The following is a 19,705-nucleotide window of genomic DNA, read 5'->3' as shown; positions in this document are numbered from 1 at the left end:
GTTAAACAATGATTTGGTTATTCTGCAATAACGTTTCCAGATCGGTATGCACATTCGCCAACGTGACTACGTTGGTAAAGGCATGCTGCCCACCCTGACCATCACGGTCGATGCTGATGACCGTATCGGCGCCAACGGTTTCAACCTTCAGATAGTTAAGAATACCCTGGGAAGAATCATCCAGCGTCATCTTGCCATCATTCTCGAAGAAGGAAATCGGGCCGTTATAGTCCAGCAAATCAGTCAGGTTGATCAGATCAGCGTCACCATCGGTGGTTGTGTTGCCAACGTGGAAGCCATGGACCATATCGTGGCCGTTACCGCCTGCCCCGTCAGTTTCCATACCCGCCAACACCTTATACATCAGTGTGTCGTTGCCACCGTTAATCAGGTAGAACGTATCATCGCCCCCACGGCCTTCAAACAGGTTGTTAGCCGAGTTGTCGGTGAACGAATCCCCTTGCTCAGAACCAATCAAAGCGTTCACGTTGACCAATTTACCCGTACCCACCGTGGTTTCTCCTGTCCACAAGTGAGCCGTTACAGCTTCAGCTGAAGTGCTGTAATCCGTGGCAGTGACAGTATAATTCTCCGCCAAAGCCTGGATGCTCTGCGCAGTCAGGGCTCCGTTACTGATCACCAGTTGATGGTTAGCCAGCAATGTTTCCAACTCCACGTGCGTGTTGCTGAACGTCAACAGAGCCGTTGAGCCATAGGCCGAGCCACTCCCATCACGGTCAATGTACAGGATACTGTCATTGCCGCTGTAGGTAATGGAGAGATACTGTTTAATCGTATCCCCTGCATCAATCGTCGCCACACCGTTAATGTAGTGTGCCGCGCCATCTGCATCTGCTCTATAGCCAACCAACAGACCACTGATGTCAATAATGTCAGCATTCGATGTTGCCTCTACGGTACCCACGAAGAAGTTGTTTACCGTATCGTGGCCATTACCACCGTTGCCCGACGCCGCATCCAGCGCACGGTACATCAGAGTATCCTGACCACCGTGAATCAGATTGAAGGTGTCATTACCGCCACGCCCATCAAAGTAGTTGTTAGCCGCGTTACCGGTGAAGGTATCGTTGCCACTGCCCCCTGCCAGGCCTTCGATATTCACAAACTGTGCGCTGCCAAAGCCGGTGCTCTGCATGCCAGTCTTGCTCAGATCGATGGTTAATGGCGTGCTGCCAGCCAGTTTATAGTCAACAATGTCCAGGCCACCGGTCGAGCTCCAGGATTTCACGCCTGAAACTGTTTCCGTACCGCCACCGCCGTTATACAAATCGTTGCCCAAGGTGGCAAAGAACGTATCGTTGTAGCCGGTTCCGACAATACCTGTCGAGTTGGTGCCGCCATTAGAGCTGGCGTTTGCCACATTGGTTTCGGATTCGGTTGTCAGAACATAAGCATTGTTCGCTTCTGTCGCTTTCAACCCACCCCACGCCTTGTTGACAATCTCAACGGTGTTATTGCCCACTTTCGCAACGCCACCCACATCTGCCAAGGCTCCATTGCTGGAACGCAAAATCACAGCGCTGTAGGTCTTGCTGGCATCCAACCCATAGAAGTCCACAATCGCGGTACTGTCGTTGGTCTGGTTACCAGACTGTGCGTTGATCATTTGGGTAGCAACTACCTGCCCTGTCGCCTCATCAATCAGCTGCACCGTGTTGCCGAACAACGAGTTGATACCGCCTTCATCCAGAATACGCAGATGAATTGAGGTGCCATAAGCCACATTGTTTTTGTTTTCAATGTAGGTAGTGACGCCCCCGGAGGTAAAGGCCAGCAGATCGCGGTCACCATCCCAGTCAATATCAACTGCAATAGCCCCGGTTACCTGATTCGCCGTCGCGCTACCACCAATCGTTGTTTTACCTACCTGAGTAAGCAGGTTGGTCGTGGTAAAGCTGGTCACGCCGTTGGCAGACGTATTGGTATACAGGTTAATCGGTCCTGTGGCTGCGGCAGTGTTGATACCACCTGAGCCTGCGGACATCCCTGGTAACTCAATAACATCCATCTTGCCGTCGTGGTTCCAGTCCAGCGCGATTGATGCACCACCGGCCAGGTTGTCGGTAAAGGTATACATACCGGCGGCCGTTGGGTTACCAATTCCATCGTTGTTTGGATCGCTGAACACCAACTTGCCAGTACCATCGTTGAAGTAAATCCGGCTAGCGTATTCCCCGGCGTTGTTACCCGCCCCAGAAGCTGCCGTTGTACTTTCACTACCGCGGCCCAGGAACAGGTCCATGTAACCATCGCCGTTGAAATCAGCCCAGGTCATGGCAACGCCGTTACCGATAGCCGGGTCATCATCCGTACCGCGTTGGAACACGTTATCGACAATCTGAGTGACTTGCCAATTACCGTTGTTAGTACCGTTGACCACCACCAGACGCGATTGGTTAGTACTGATCGCCGCATTGCTGTTGGTTGCCCCAGGAGCATCAATACGCGAACCATCGGCAACGATGTTTTGACTGTGCATTACAAAGTCAACGATACCATCGTTGTTGATATCCACACCGGACAGTTCCATATCCGGCTGCGACTGATCCAGGCCAATCGGACGATGGCTGCTATCGGTCGCATAGTCGGTTGCGAACGTGCCGTCTTTGTCCATGCCAATCAAGGTACCGTCATGGTTCAATACGATCTGCGAGCCATAACCGCCACGAATACCAGAATCGTTCGGTGTTTGGTCGCCGATGACCATATCGACATAACCATCGCCATCTTTATCGATAGCCATGATACCGCCGTACCAGCTCCAGGTGTTCGCACTACCTGCGGTGTTAGCATCACCCGCAAACTCACCGGTTTGTGGCGAGTTGGTAAACGCACCAACCTGATATGCCTTATAGGTTGAACCGTTGTAGTAGAACATCTGCTGGCCATCATCATAGATGCTATCAACAGCAAACAGATCCATCAGGCCGTCGCGGTTGTAGTCCATAAATGTGGCGTTCTGTACATAACTGGTGCCGCTGTACCCTGTACCCGAGTTACTCACCAACTTCGTCGATGAGAAATCACCCAACGATGAAGAAGAAGTCGCACTGGAGTCGAGCATGGTCTGGTTAGTATGAATACGCCAGACACCGTTCTCACCTATTGTTACGGCCGTTGCTTTCTGGTTTGCATCACCACCGCCTGCACCTACCGTCACAACCGGCGTTGGAGCTACCACCAGTTCATTACGGCTATTGTCAGTGGTGATCTGCTTGCCATCCGCAGAATAGAGCACCGCTTGCACATCATAGGTTCCAACGCTCAATGCATTCGCATCTGGAATTTGTACGTACCAGGTATTGTTAAGCGGATCGACCACCACTTGCCCGTTTTGCGAGCTGTAGGTCTTACCGTTAACCGTCACCTCAACATACTCACCCTTCTGAATCGCGAAACCGGTATAACCAGAAACGATCGGTGTGGTATCCAACGTATTCTGCGCGTTAACCACCATCGCCAGGTCAATCGTCATGGTGAAGTTATTGGAAACCGTCCCTTCGTTACCCGCTTTATCAGACACTACTGCACGGAAGGTGTAGGTCGTGTCATCATTCAGCGGCGGCAGTACGAAGGTCCATGATCCGTTACCCGCTACCGTTGCTGTCCCCAGAAGCAGATTAGAAGCTGCATCATAGATACGCACTTCATCACCCGCATCCAGCGCCTGACCATTAATATGGCCATTCAGCATCGGATTACGATCGTCAGTACTGGTACCAGAACCAAATTCACCGGTGACCAAGCCTACATCATCAGTGTAGCTGTCGATAACTACCGTCTGAGTTGGCGCATCCACATCAATGGTCAGCGTAAAGTCTGGTGAAATCGCCGTTTCGTTACCTGCCACATCCACTGCGGTTGCGGTATAGGTATAAGTATTGCTGTTCACCAGATTGTTGAGTGCCAAGGTCCAAGAACTGTTCGCCAGATCAATCACCGCGGTCCCAACCAACTGCCCATCCTGATAGATACGGATAGAGTCCGTTGCCAACAGATTGCCACTCCAGGTCCCTTTCAGGACAGGCGCAGTATCGTCGGTAGAGCTACCACTGCCCAGTATCAAGCCTTTGTTGGTACCGACATCATCGTAGTATCCCTCGATAGCCAGAGTCACCTCTGGTGCCTTGGTATCGATCGTTATGTTGACGTTGGCTGATGGAGCACTCTCGTTGCCGACTTTATCGGTGACGGTAGTCGTGAAGTTATAAACACCATCCAACATATTGTCTTTCGGTGTCCAACTCCATTTACCGGTAGTAGCATCAGCAGTCGCCTCTCCTACTTTCACGCCAGCATCATAGATAGTGATCTTACTGCCAGCCTCAGCGCTGCCGCTGAAGGTCGGTTTGGCGTCATCAGTGACATCTCCATTATGGAGTGGCCCCTGGATCTCACCTACGTCATCCGTGATCACCAGATCGGTCACGGTAACAGGCGCAGTAGTATCGATAGTGATACTCCAGCTATTGCTTGCCTCACTGACTTGGCCTGCACTGTTGGTGGCTGTCACTGTAAAGTTATAGCTACCGTCATTCAGTTTGCTGGCCGGCGTGAAGCTCCAGTTACCATTCGGGCCTGCCGTGGTCGTACCTACCACAGTCGTACCGTTATAAATGGTAATGGTGTTGCCTTCCGCGACTGAAGAAGTACCGCTCAAGGTCGGCGTACTGTCTTTCGTCAACGCACCTTCACTCAGGTTGACGTTATTAGCACCCGTATCATCCACAATGCCGGTAATGCTTGGCACTCCTGGAGTCAACGACACGTTAACGTCATAGCTGGAGTTCGGCTTGGTTGTGTTACCTACGCTATCGGTTTCCACAACGCTCAGCTTGTTCAACCCGTCATACAGCGATCCTGTCGGCGTAAGCTCCCAAGTACCGTTAGCCAGCACGGTTGTCGACCCCAGAACAATCGTGTTGCCATTGGTATCCGTGGTGGAAACAGTAATGATATCGCCTACTTCCGCACCGGTCCCTTTGATAACAGGTTTGCGATCGTCCAATACGCCATTCTGTGCAACCGGCCCCGTGACGCTACCAAAGTTATCAATCACATCAGTGATCGCAATTTTGCTGACATCCGGTGGTGTGAAGTCCAGGGTCAGGGTAAAGGTGTTCGACGGATCGCTGACGTTACCCGCCTTGTCCGTTGCCGTCACCGTAAAGCGGTGCTCACCTTCCGACAGTTTCTCGGTTGGGGTGAAGCTCCACTGGCCACTGCCATTGGTCTGTACCGAGCCCAGCAAGCCGTTCTGGTCATAGACCTTCACAACGCTGTTGGCTTCCGCACGGCCCGACAGCGTTGGCGTCGGATCGTCCGTCGCACTGCCGCTGGCCATGTTCTGTGGCTGTACGCTGCCCACATCGTCCGCTGCCGAATCGATAAACGGTACGTTCGGTACCACCGAGTCCACGGTAAACGTCCAGGCACCGCTGGTGCTGGTGTTACCCGCCGGCTCTTTGGCACTGGCGCTCAGGCTGTGTGCACCCTGGCCCAGATCAACCGCTGGCGTAAAGCTCCAGTTGCCGCTGCCATCCGCCGTGACGCTGCCCAGCACGGTGCTGCCATCGCTGACCGTCACCACGCTGCCGGCCTTCGCCGTGCCGTTCAGCGTCGGACGGGTATCGTCCGTTACGCCGTTCTGCTCGATGTTGCCCTGCACGCTGCCCACGTCATCCACCAGAGTGGTCAGTTGTACCTGACCCACCCCCACATCCACCGTCACCGCCAGGTGTTCCCCTTCGGCACTGGTGTTCCCGGCCTTGTCGGTCACCGTCGTCGTGAAGTCGTGTGCGCCGTTGGCCAGCGGTGTGCTTGGCGTCAGGCTCCAGTTGCCGTTGGTATCGACTGTGGTGCTGCCAATCACCTTGCCGTTGTCCAGCACGGTGACCACGCTGCCCGCTTCCGCCTTGCCGCTGAAGGTTGGCGTGTTGTCGTCGGTGGTGCTACCCGCCGTCAATGGCCCCTGCACGCTACCGGCGTCGTCTGTCACCACCAGATCCGTTACCGGGGCCGGTGGCAGAGTATCTACCACGATACCGAACTCACCGGTGGTCGGGCTGACCTGGCCGATGCTGTCGGTGACCGAGGCCGTCAGGTTATGGTTACCCTCACCCAGTGGCGTACCCGGCGTAAAGCTCCACGCACCGTTGTTATCTGCGGTGGTGCTGCCGATCGCCGTGCCGTTGTCGAACACCGTTACAATACCCCCTGGCAACGCCGTGCCCTTCAGGGTCGGGGTGTTGTCATTGGTGATATCGCCTTTCTGCAACGCACCGGTATGCGGCTCGACATTGTCTTCCACGCTGGTGATGGTCGGGGCCTGTGGTGGTACGGTGATCACGGTGATCGCGTACTCCGGCGAGGCCACGGTGGTGTTGCCCACCAGGTCGGTTTCCTTCGCGGTCAGGGTGACCAGGCCGTCTGCCAGTGGCAGGGTCGGCTTCAGTGACCAGGTGCCGTCCGCCTGCACGGTGGCCGTACCAATCACGGTATTCCCGTTGTACACCGTAATGGTATTGCCCACTTCCGCACCGGTGCCCTTGATGGTTGGGCGGTTGTCGTCGGTGATATCACCAGCCGCAACATTCCCCTTCACAGTACCGACCTGGTCGTCCACGCCGGTGATGACCACTTTGCTGGCATCCGGTGCGCTGAAGTCCAGGGTCAGGGTAAAGGTGTTCGACGGATCGCTGACGTTACCCGCCTTGTCCGTTGCCGTCACCGTAAAGCGGTGCTCACCTTCCGACAGTTTCTCGGTTGGGGTGAAGCTCCACTGGCCACTGCCATTGGTCTGTACCGAGCCCAGCAAGCCGTTCTGGTCATAGACCTTCACAACGCTGTTGGCTTCCGCACGGCCCGACAGCGTTGGCGTCGGATCGTCCGTCGCACTGCCGCTGGCCATGTTCTGTGGCTGTACGCTGCCCACATCGTCCGCTGCCGAATCGATAAACGGTACGTTCGGTACCACCGAGTCCACGGTAAACGTCCAGGCACCGCTGGTGCTGGTGTTACCCGCCGGCTCTTTGGCACTGGCGCTCAGGCTGTGTGCGCCCTGGCCCAGATCTGTAGTCGGCGTAAAGCTCCAGTTACCGCTGCCATCCGCCGTGACGCTGCCCAGCACGGTGCTGCCATCGCTGACCGTCACCACGCTGCCGGCCTTCGCCGTGCCGTTCAGCGTCGGACGGGTATCGTCCGTCACGCCGTTCTGCTCGATGTTGCCCTGCACGCTGCCCACGTCATCCACCAGAGTGGTCAGTTGTACCTCACCCACCCCCACATCCACCGTTACCGCCAGGTGTTCCCCTTCGGCACTGGTGTTCCCGGCCTTGTCGGTCACCGTGGTGGTGAAGTCGTGTGCGCCGTTGGCCAGCGGCGTGCTTGGCGTAAAGCTCCAGTTGCCGTTGGTATCGACTGTGGTACTGCCAATCACCTTGCCGTTGTCCAGCACGGTGACCACGCTGCCCGCTTCCGCCTTGCCGCTGAAGGTTGGCGTGTTGTCGTCGGTGGTGCTACCCGCCGTCAATGGCCCCTGCACGCTACCGGCGTCGTCTGTCACCACCAGACCGGTTGCCGGTGCCGGTGGCAGGGTATCTACCACGATACCGAACTCACCGGTGGTCGGGCTGACCTGGCCGATGCTGTCGGTGACCGAGGCCGTCAGGTTATGGTTACCCTCACCCAGTGGCGTACCCGGCGTAAAGCTCCAGGCACCGTTGTTATCTGCGGTGGTGCTGCCGATCGCCGTGCCGTTGTCGAACACCGTCACGATACCCCCAGCCAGGGCAGAGCCCTTCAGGGTCGGGGTGTTGTCGTTGGTGATATCGCCTTTCTGCAACGCACCGGTATGCGGCTCTGCATTGTCTTCCACGCTGGTGATGGTCGGGGCCTGTGGTGGTACGGTCAATACAGTGATCGCGTACTCCGGCGAGGCCACGGTGGTGTTGCCCACCAGGTCGGTTTCCTTCGCGGTCAGGGTGACCAGGCCGTCTGCCAGTGGCAGGGTCGGTTTCAGTGACCAGGTGCCGTCCGCCTGCACGGTGGCCGTACCAATCACGGTATTCCCGTTGTACACCGTGATGGTGTTGCCCATTTCCGCCCCGGTGCCCTTGATGGTTGGGCGGTTGTCGTCGGTGATATCGCCAGCCGCAACATTCCCCTTCACAGTACCGACCTGGTCGTCTACGCCAGTGATGACCACTTTGCTGGCATCCGGTGCGCTGAAGTCCAGGGTCAGGGTAAAGGTGTTCGACGGATCGCTGACGTTACCCGCCTTGTCCGTTGCCGTCACCGTAAAGCGGTGCTCACCTTCCGACAGTTTCTCGGTTGGGGTGAAGCTCCACTGGCCACTGCCATTGGTCTGTACCGAGCCCAGCAAGCCGTTCTGGTCATAGACCTTCACAACGCTGTTGGCTTCCGCACGGCCCGACAGCGTTGGCGTCGGATCGTCCGTCGCACTGCCGCTGGCCATGTTCTGTGGCTGCACGCTGCCCACATCGTCCGCGGCTGCGTCGATAAACGGTACGTTCGGTACCACCGAGTCTACGGTAAACGTCCAGGCACCGCTGGTGCTGGTGTTACCCGCCGGCTCTTTGGCACTGGCGCTCAGGCTGTGTGCGCCCTGCCCCAGATCAACCGCTGGCGTAAAGCTCCAGTTGCCGCTGCCATCCGCCGTGACGCTGCCCAGCACGGTGCTGCCATCGCTGACCGTCACCACGCTGCCGGCCTTCGCCGTGCCGTTCAGCGTCGGACGGGTATCGTCCGTCACGCCGTTCTGCTCGATGTTGCCCTGCACGCTGCCCACATCATCCACCAGAGTGGTCAGTTGTACCTCACCCACCCCCACATCCACCGTTACCGCCAGGTGTTCCCCTTCGGCACTGGTGTTCCCGGCCTTGTCGGTCACCGTCGTCGTGAAGTCGTGTGCGCCGTTGGCCAGCGGCGTGCTTGGCGTAAAGCTCCAGTTGCCGTTGGTATCGACTGTGGTGCTGCCAATCACCTTGCCGTTGTCCAGCACGGTGACCACGCTGCCCGCTTCCGCCTTGCCGCTGAAGGTTGGCGTGTTGTCGTCGGTGGTGCTACCCGCCGTCAATGGCCCCTGCACGCTACCGGCGTCGTCTGTCACCACCAGATCCGTTACCGGGGCCGGTGGCAGGGTATCTACCACGATACCGAACTCACCGGTGGTCGGGCTGGTCTGGCCGATGCTGTCGGTGACCGAGGCCGCCAGGTTATGGTTACCCTCACCCAGTGGCGTACCCGGCGTAAAGCTCCACGCACCGTTGTTATCTGCGGTGGTGCTGCCGATCGCCGTGCCGTTGTCGAACACCGTTACAATACCCCCTGGCAGGGCAGAGCCCTTCAGGGTCGGGGTGTTGTCGTTGGTGATATCGCCTTTCTGCAACGCACCGGTATGTGGCTCGGCATTGTCTTCCACGCTGGTGATGGTCGGCGCCGGTGGCGGTACGGTGATCACGGTGATCGCGTACTCCGGCGACGCCACGGTGGTGTTGCCCACCAGGTCGGTTTCCTTCGCGGTCAGGGTGACCAGGCCGTCTGCCAGTGGCAGGGTCGGTTTCAGTGACCAGGTGCCGTCCGCCTGTACTGTCGCGCTGCCGATCACGGTAGTGCCGTTGTACACCGTAATGGTGTTGCCGGCTTCCGCCCCGGTGCCCTTGATGGTTGGGCGGTTGTCATCGGTGATATCGCCAGCCGCAACATTCCCCTTCACAGTACCGACCTGATCGTCCACGCCGGTGATGACCACTTTGCTGGCATCCGGTGCGCTGAAGTCCAGGGTCAGGGTAAAGGTGTTCGACGGATCGCTGACGTTACCCGCCTTGTCCGTTGCCGTCACCGTAAAGCGGTGCTCACCTTCCGACAGTTTCTCGGTTGGGGTAAAGCTCCACTGGCCACTGCCATTGGTCTGTACCGAGCCCAGCAAGCCGTTCTGGTCATAGACCTTCACCACGCTGTTGGCTTCCGCACGGCCCGACAACGTTGGCGTCGGATCGTCCGTCGCACTGCCGCTGGCCATGTTCTGTGGCTGCACGCTGCCCACATCGTCCGCGGCTGCGTCGATAAACGGTACCGTTGGTTTCACCGTATCGATCGTGAACGTCCAGCTACTGCTACTGCTTGGGTTGCCCGCCGGATCGATCGCCGTGGCGCTCAGGCTGTGTGTGCCCTGGCCCAGATCGGTGCTTGGCGTAAAGCTCCAGGAACCGTCGGCTTTCGCCGTCACGCTGCCCAGCACATTCTCACCGTCTTTCACCGTCACGATACTGCCGGCCTTCGCCATGCCGTTCAGCGTCGGACGGGTATCGTCCGTCACGCCGTTCTGCTCGATGTTGCCCCGCACGCTGCCCACATCGTCCAACAACTCGTTCAGTTGAACCGGTACACCCACCACATCCACCGTTACCGCCAGGTGTTCCCCTTCGGCACTGGTGTTCCCGGCCTTGTCGGTCACCGTCGTCGTGAAGTCGTGTGCGCCGTTGGCCAGCGGCGTGCTTACCGTCAGGCTCCAGTTGCCGTTGGTATCGACCGTGGTGCTGCCAATCGCCTTGCCGTTGTCCAGCACGGTGACCACGCTGCCCGCTTCCGCCTTGCCGCTGAAGGTTGGCGTGTTGTCATCGGTAATGCTACCCGCCGTCAATGGCCCCTGTACGGCACCAAAGTCGTCCGTCACCACCAGACCGGTTGCCGGTGCCGGTGGCAGGGTATCTACCACGATACCGAACTCACCGGTGGTCGGGCTGACCTGGCCGATGCTGTCGGTGACCGAGGCCGTCAGGTTATGGTTACCCTCACCCAGTGGCGTACCCGGCGTAAAGCTCCAGGCACCGTTGTTATCTGCGGTGGTGCTGCCGATCGCCGTGCCGTTGTCGAACACCGTCACGATACCCCCAGCCAGGGCAGAGCCCTTCAGGGTCGGGGTGTTGTCGTTGGTGATATCGCCTTTCTGCAACGCACCGGTATGCGGCTCTGCATTGTCTTCCACGCTGGTGATGGTCGGGGCCTGTGGTGGTACGGTCAATACAGTGATCGCGTACTCCGGCGAGGCCACGGTGGTGTTGCCCACCAGGTCGGTTTCCTTCGCGGTCAGGGTGACCAGGCCGTCTGCCAGTGGCAGGGTCGGCTTCAGTGACCAGGTGCCGTCCGCCTGTACTGTCGCGCTGCCGATCACGGTGGTGCCGTTGTACACCGTAATGGTGTTGCCGGCTTCCGCCCCGGTGCCCTTGATGGTTGGACGGTTGTCGTCGGTGGTACCGCCGTTCGCCACATTCCCCTTGTTCTCACCCACCTGATCGTCCACCCCGGTGATCGCCACCAGGCTCGAATCCGGTGCAGAGTAATCGGTAGTCAGATTAAAGGCGTCAGACGGTGCGCTGGTGTTGCCCGCCTTGTCGGTGGCCGTAGTGGTCAGCGAATGCTCACCTTCGGTCAGCGGCGTGGTCGGGGTAAATGCCCAGGCGCCGTTGTTGTCGGTCAGGACCGAGCCCAGCACGTTGCCGTTGTCGTACACCGTAATGATGCTGCCCGGCTCTGCGCTGCCCTTGAACGTCGGGTTGGCGTCGTCGGTCACGCTGCCGCTGCTCAGTTCGCCGCGCACGTCACCCACGTCATCAATCGCCCCGCCAATCACCGGCTTGTTCGGCGCCACGCTGTCCACGGTAAAGTCTACCGCCGGACTGGTCACCCGGTTACCCGCCGCATCTTCGGCGGTCACGGTCAGGCTGTGGCTGCCTTCGCCCAGTTCGGTTTCCGGCGTAAAGCGCCAGCTGCCGTCCGGTTGTACGGTGGTGCTGCCCAGCACGGTCTCGCCGTCCTGCACCGTCACCACGCTGCCCGGCTTGCCGCTGCCGACCAGCTCCGGACGCGTATCGTCCGTCACCCCGCCCGGGGTGATATTGCCGGTGATCGGCCCCACATCGTCCTTCACGGAGCCGATGCTGACCACTACCGGGCTGTCATCCACCACGATATTCACACCCGGGCTTGGCTCACTCACGTTGCCTGCCGGGTCGGTCACGGTGGTGCTCAGGTTGTGTTCGCCGTTATCCAGCGGTTCGTCCGGCGTAAAGGTCCACTTGCCGTCTTCGTCAATCACGGTACTGCCGATCACCTGGCCGTTGTCGATCACGTTGACCACGCCGCCCGGCTCGCCTTTCCCGGCCAGGGTCGGGGAACGGTCATCGGTGGTCTCGCCCGGTTTCACTTCGCCGGTCTTCTCACCCACGTTGTCGATGATCACGATGTCGGTCGGTGCATCCGGTACGGCGGTGTCGATAACAATGCCGAAGCTGCCGCTTGGCGCGCTGATATTGCCAGCCGCGTCGGTGGCGGTGATGCTCAGGCTGTGATTACCGTCCTTCAGGGCGGTTTCCGGCGTAAAGGTCCACTTGCCGTTGGCATCGGCTGTCACCGAGCCGATGGCCAAGCCGTTATCCAACACCGTCACGGTGCTGTTGGCTTCGGCGCTGCCGCTCAGGGTTGGCGTGTTGTCGTTGGTGACATCGCCTTTCTGCAACGCCCCGGTGTGCGGCTCAACGTTGTCCACCACGCTGGTGATCGCGGGCAGCCCCGGCACCGTAATGTCAACATTAAGATCATACGATGGGGTGCTTGGCGCGGTCTTGTTGCCGGCCGCATCCACTGCCACGATGGTCAGCTGGTTGTTGCCTTCCAGCAGCGGGGTGGTTGGCGTCATGCTCCAGGTGCCATCGGTCTGCACGGTGGCGCTGCCAATCAGGTGGTTACCTGCCGCATCGGCCGTGTACACCATGATGGTGTCACCGGCGGTGCCGATCCCGCTGATCAGCGGCTGGCTGTCGTCGGTGATACCGCCGGAGGCGATATTGCCCTGCACGTTGCCCACGTTGTCTACCACGCCGGTGATGGCCAGGAACTCTGGCCCGGTCAGTGACGGGGTATAGTCGGTGGTCAGGTTAAAGGCGTCAGACGGTGCGCTGGTGTTGCCCGCCTTGTCGGTGGCCGTGGTGGTCAGCGAATGCTCACCTTCGGTCAGCGGCGTGGTCGGGGTAAATGCCCAGGCGCCGTTGTTGTCGGTCAGCACCGAACCCAACACCTGGCCGTTGTCGTACACCGTAATGATGCTGCCCGGCTCTGCGCTGCCCTTGAACGTCGGGTTGGCGTCGTCGGTCACGCTGCCGCTGCTCAGTTCGCCGCGCACGTCACCCACGTCATCAATCGCACCGCCAATCACCGGCTTGTTCGGCGCCACGCTGTCCACGGTAAAGTCTACCGCCGGACTGGTCACCCGGTTACCCGCCGCATCTTCGGCGGTCACGGTCAGGCTGTGGCTGCCTTCGTCCAGTTCGGTTTCCGGCGTAAAGCGCCAGCTGCCGTCCGGCCCTACGGTAGTGCTGCCCAGCACGGTCTCGCCGTCCTGCACCGTCACCACGCTGCCCGGCTTGCCGCTGCCGACCAGCTCCGGACGCGTATCGTCCGTCACCCCACCCGGGGTGATATTGCCGGTGATCGGCCCCACATCGTCCTTCACGGAGCCGATGCTGACCACTACCGGGCTGTCATCCACCACGATATTCACACCCGGGCTTGGCTCACTCACGTTGCCTGCCGGGTCGGTCACGGTGGTGCTCAGGTTGTGTTCGCCGTTATCCAGCGGTTCGTCCGGCGTAAAGGTCCACTTGCCGTCTTCGTCAATCACGGTACTGCCGATCACCTGGCCGTTGTCGATCACCGTCACGGTGCCGCCTGGCTCCCCTTTCCCGGTCAGGGTCGGGGAACGGTCATCGGTGGTCTCGCCCGGTTTCACTTCGCCGGTCTTCTCACCCACGTTGTCGATGATCACGATGTCGGTCGGTGCATCCGGTACGGCGGTGTCGATAACAATGCCGAAGCTGCCGCTTGGCGCGCTGATATTGCCAGCCGCGTCGGTGGCGGTGATGCTCAGGCTGTGATTACCGTCCTTCAGGGCGGTTTCCGGCGTAAAGGTCCACTTGCCGTTGGCATCGGCTGTTACCGAGCCGATGGCCACGCCGTTATCCAACACCGTCACGGTGCTGTTGGCTTCGGCGCTGCCGCTCAGGGTTGGCGTGTTGTCGTTGGTGACATCGCCTTTCTGCAACGCCCCGGTGTGCGGCTCAACGTTATCCACCACGCTGGTGATCGCGGGCAGCCCCGGCACCGTAATGTCAACATTAAGATCGTACGATGGGGTGCTTGGCGCGGTCTTGTTGCCGGCCGCATCCACTGCCACGATGGTCAGCTGGTTGTTGCCTTCCAGCAACGGGGTGGTTGGCGTCATGCTCCAGGTGCCATCGGTCTGCACGGTGGCGCTGCCAATCAGGTGGTTACCTGCCGCATCGGCCGTGTACACCATGATGGTGTCACCGGCGGTGCCGATCCCGCTGATCAGCGGCTGGCTGTCGTCGGTGATACCGCCGGAGGCGATATTGCCCTGCACGTTGCCCACGTTGTCTACCACGCCGGTGATGGCCAGGAACTCTGGCCCGGTCAGTGACGGGGTATAGTCGGTGGTCAGGTTAAAGGCGTCAGACGGTGCGCTGGTGTTGCCCGCCTTGTCGGTGGCCGTGGTGGTCAGCGAATGCTCACCTTCGGTCAGCGGCGTGGTCGGGGTAAATGCCCAGGCGCCGTTGTTGTCGGTCAGCACCGAACCCAACACCTGGCCGTTGTCGTACACCGTAATGATGCTGCCCGGCTCTGCGCTGCCCTTGAACGTCGGGTTGGCGTCGTCGGTCACGCTGCCGCTGCTCAGTTCGCCGCGCACGTCACCCACGTCATCAATCGCACCGCCAATCACCGGCTTGTTCGGGGCCACGCTGTCCACGGTAAAGTCTACCGCCGGACTGGTCACCCGGTTACCCGCCGCATCTTCGGCGGTCACGGTCAGGCTGTGGCTGCCTTCGCCCAGTTCGGTTTCCGGCGTAAAGCGCCAGCTGCCGTCCGGCCCTACAGTGGTGCTGCCCAGCACGGTCTCGCCGTCCTGCACCGTCACCACGCTGCCCGGTTTGCCGCTGCCGACCAGCTCCGGACGCGTATCGTCCGTCACCCCGCCCGGGGTGATATTGCCGGTGATCGGCCCCACATCGTCCTTCACAGAACCGATGCTGACCACTACCGGGCTGTCATCCACCACGATATTCACACCCGGGCTTGGCTCACTCACGTTGCCTGCCGGGTCGGTCACGGTGGTGCTCAGGTTGTGTTCGCCGTTATCCAGCGGTTCGTCCGGCGTAAAGGTCCACTTGCCGTCTTCGTCAATCACGGTACTGCCGATCACCTGGCCGTTGTCGATCACGTTGACCACGCCGCCCGGCTCGCCTTTCCCGGTCAGGGTCGGGGAACGGTCATCGGTGGTCTCGCCCGGTTTCACTTCGCCGGTCTTCTCACCCACGTTGTCGATGATCACGATGTCGGTTGGTGCATCCGGTACGGCGGTGTCGATAACAATGCCGAAGCTGCCGCTTGGCGCGCTGATATTGCCGGCGGCGTCGGTGGCGGTGATGCTCAGGCTGTGATTACCGTCCTTCAGGGCGGTTTCCGGCGTAAAGGTCCACTTGCCGTTGGCATCGGCTGTTACCGAGCCGATGGCCACGCCGTTATCCAACACCGTCACGGTGCTGTTGGCTTCGGCGCTGCCGCTCAGGGTTGGCGTGTTGTCGTTGGTGACATCGCCTTTCTGCAACGCCCCGGTGTGCGGCTCAACGTTGTCCACCACGCTGGTGATCGCAGGCTGCGTCGGGATGGAGATATCGACATTCAGATCATAGGATGGGGTGCTTGGCGCGGTCTTGTTGCCGGCCGCGTCCACCGCCACGATGGTCAGCTGGTTGTTGCCTTCCAGCAACGGCAGTTCAGGCGTCATGCTCCAGGTGCCATCGGTCTGCACGGTGGCGCTGCCAATCAGGTGGTTACCTGCCGCATCGGCCGTGTACACCATGATGGTATCACCGGCGGTGCCAATCCCGCTGATCAGCGGCTGGCTGTCGTCGGTGATACCGCCGGAGGCGATATTGCCCTGCACGTTGCCCACATTGTCGGTCACCCCGGTGATCGCCAGGAACTCTGGCCCGGTCAGTGACGGGGTATAGTCGGTGGTCAGGTTAAAGGCGTCAGACGGTGCGCTGGTATTGCCCGCCTTGTCGGTGGCCGTGGTGGTCAGTGAATGCTCACCTTCGGTCAGCGGCGTGGTCGGGGTAAATGCCCAGGCGCCGTTGTTGTCGGTCAGCACCGAACCCAACACCTGGCCGTTGTCGTACACCGTGATCACGCTGCCCGGCTCTGCGCTGCCCTTGAACGTCGGGTTGGCGTCGTCGGTCACGCTGCCGCTGCTCAGTTCGCCGCGCACGTCACCCACGTCATCAATCGCACCGCCAATCACCGGCTTGTTCGGGGCCACGCTGTCCACGGTAAAGTCTACCGCCGGGCTGGTCACCCGGTTACCCGCCGCATCTTCGGCGGTCACGGTCAGGCTGTGGCTGCCTTCGCCCAGTTCGGTTTCCGGCGTAAAGCGCCAGCTGCCGTCCGGCCCTACAGTGGTGCTGCCCAGCACGGTCTCGCCGTCCTGCACCGTCACCACGCTGCCCGGTTTGCCGCTGCCGACCAGCTCCGGACGCGTATCGTCCGTCACCCCGCCCGGGGTGATATTGCCGGTGATCGGCCCCACATCGTCCTTCACAGAACCGATGCTGACCACTACCGGGCTGTCATCCACCACGATATTCACACCCGGGCTTGGCTCACTCACGTTGCCTGCCGGGTCGGTCACGGTGGTGCTCAGGTTGTGTTCGCCGTTATCCAGCGGTTCGTCCGGCGTAAAGGTCCACTTGCCGTCTTCGTCAATCACGGTACTGCCGATCACCTGGCCGTTGTCGATCACGTTGACCACGCCGCCCGGCTCGCCTTTCCCGGTCAGGGTCGGGGAACGGTCATCGGTGGTCTCGCCCGGTTTCACTTCGCCGGTCTTCTCACCCACGTTGTCGATGATCACGATGTCGGTTGGTGCATCCGGTACGGCGGTGTCGATAACAATGCCGAAGCTGCCGCTTGGCGCGCTGATATTGCCGGCGGCGTCGGTGGCGGTGATGCTCAGGCTGTGATTACCGTCCTTCAGGGCGGTTTCCGGCGTAAAGGTCCACTTGCCGTTGGCATCGGCTGTTACCGAGCCGATGGCCACGCCGTTATCCAACACCGTCACGGTGCTGTTGGCTTCGGCGCTGCCGCTCAGGGTTGGCGTGTTGTCGTTGGTGACATCGCCTTTCTGCAACGCCCCGGTATGCGGCTCAACGTTGTCCACCACGCTGGTGATCGCAGGTTCAGACGACACGGAGATAAACAGATTGATGTCATAGCTCGGTGAAGAGAGACTGGTACGGTTGCCCGCCGGGTCCTGAGCAATAATCGCTAACTGGTTGTTGCCTTCCAGCAGCGGCAGTTCAGGCGTCATGCTCCAGGTGCCATCGGCCTGCACTAGCGCGCTGCCAATCTGATGGCGGCCGCTCGCATCGGTGGTGTAAACAAACACGGTATCACCAGCGGTGCCGATCCCGCTGATCAGCGGTTGGCTGTCATCGGTGGTAGCTCCGTTATCCACAGCACCCTGGCGATCGCCCACGCGGTCTTCCACTGCGGTAATGGCCAGATGATCCGGGCCTTCCAGCGGTGGAGTGGTATCTACGGTAAAGTCCAATGATTCGGACGGCGCACTTTCATTACCGGCCAGATCGGTTTCAGTCACGGTAATGCTGTGATCGGTTTCAGTTAACGGCGTATCTGGAGTAAAGCTCCACTTACCGTTGTCACCCACCACCACAGAGCCAATTTTCTCGCCGCCGTCATAGATGTTGATCGTGTTGCCTGGTTCACCCACGCCATTCAGTTGCGGCTGAGTTTCATCAGTAGAACCACCGTTCAAGATAGGCCCAGTGATCGGCCCGGTATTATCCAGAGCCTGCGCTACGTCCGGTTTCCCCGGTGCCGTGGTATCGACCACGATCTCAATCGGGTTGGATGGCACACTGGTATTACCCGCCTGATCGACTTCGGTCACTTCTAATTTATGGCTGCCTTCTTCAAGCGGCGTATCAGGGGTGTAACTCCACTTACCCTGGTCATCAACCACCGTAGAACCCATCGGTTTACCGTTATCGGTAATGATGATGACGTTACCCGGCTCACCCGCCCCGTTCAGTTGCGGTTGCGTTTCATCCGTCACGCTGCCATTAACCAATGGGCCAGTGACGCTGCCAGTATTATCCAGAATATCGCCGATAGATGGCTGAGAAGGGGCTTGTGTATCGACCGTGAAGGTCCAGCCTCCAGACTGCTCACTCTGGTTACCCGCCGGATCGGTCTGGGAAACGGTGAGAGTATGGCTGCCGTCGGTCAAATCTGTATCAGGTTTGAAGAACCAGCGGCCATCTTCGTTGACTTCGGTTTCACCAATCACGACACCATTGTCATAAATGGTGACCTTGCTGCCGGCTTCACCGCTCCCGCTCAGCTCAGGACGCTGATCGTCGGTCATGCCGCCAGATTTAATTTCGCCGACGGTTTCTCCCACTTTATCCATGATGTGCTGGAGAGCCGGAGCATCCGGTGGAGTGGTATCGACGTTGAAATTCAGAGCATCAGAAGGCGAGCTGACATTGCCAGCCGGGTCGGTTTCTGTGATCACCAGTTGGTGCGAGCCTTCACCCAGGTCAGTTTCTGGGGTAAATGTCCAGTTACCGTTGCCATCAACCACTACGCTGCCAATGGATTGACCATTATCATACACCGTGATGGTATCGCCGGGTTCACCCTTGCCACTCAGGACCGGGCGGGTTTCATCCGTCACGCTGCCGTTTTGAATCACGCCTGTGACAGAGCCTTTCTGATCCAATGCCTGACCGATAGCAGGTTTTGCCGGTGGGGTGGTATCAGCGTGCTTCTTGTCACCGTTGTTGCTGTTGTGATAAGCGATAGCTGCACCGGCACCGATCGCCGCTGCCGCCGCGGCCCAGCCGAGCAAACCAAACAAGGCATCATTATTGTCATCTGAAGAGGTAAATATGCCATTGCCGCTGCCTAAAGCGGGGCCACCTAGAGCGGCTGGCGATAATTCACCTTCACTGGTCAGATAGCCATTTTCGTAGCCTTCACCTGACAACGGTACATAAGCATATAACTGCCCATCTTCCGCCATCCCCAGCAGTACCGGGTTGTTGGCATCACCATTGAAGTAATCTTCAATAATGATACTGGCGTTAGTGTCTCCTTCCTGGATGACATGTAGCGCTTTGCCAACACGTGCCAAAGTAATATTTTCCGGTGCAAAATCATTACCCAGATTTTTCAGCAGATATTTATTACCGTGAATCAGTTTAACTTTAACAGCCTTGTTTGCGTTCGCAGTCAACAGCCGGGTTTTCCCCTCGCCACTGTTAACAGCCAGAACTATTGTTTTATCCATGTCTATCACAACTCCAGACGTAGTCCGATTAAAATTCGATTACATTCCCTGATAACAACCTATCTCGCATTGTCATACGAGTTAATCACTGAACATCTTATCACCAATTATTCGAGCAAATGACGCCTCCAATCCGGGGTATAAAGCAGCAAAAACACCCTGCTAAGTAAAAGTAAGAAATTCCGAATCAAAATCAAAAATAACAATTTGATTTTA

The 19,705-nt window shown here is 59.0% G+C and carries 1 protein-coding gene; it reads right to left on the bottom strand.

Annotated elements, in window-relative coordinates:
* Position 1 precedes the first annotated feature (1 nt).
* On the bottom strand, positions 2-19,489 hold the full coding sequence (locus tag Z042_RS25980; RefSeq protein WP_025297170.1) for an Ig-like domain-containing protein: 19,488 nt from the start codon (positions 19,487-19,489) through the stop codon (positions 2-4).
* Between the last annotated feature and the right edge of the window lie 216 nt (positions 19,490-19,705).

This window comes from Chania multitudinisentens RB-25 (assembly GCF_000520015.2).
Lineage (GTDB): Bacteria > Pseudomonadota > Gammaproteobacteria > Enterobacterales > Enterobacteriaceae > Chania > Chania multitudinisentens.
This window is presented reverse-complemented; position numbering and strand designations above follow the sequence as displayed.

Excerpts from the sequence above, each read along its gene's own strand:
- Z042_RS25980 (WP_025297170.1), bottom strand. The coding sequence starts at position 19,489 with ATGGATAAAACAATAGTTCTGGCTGTTAACAGTGGCGAGGGGAAAACC.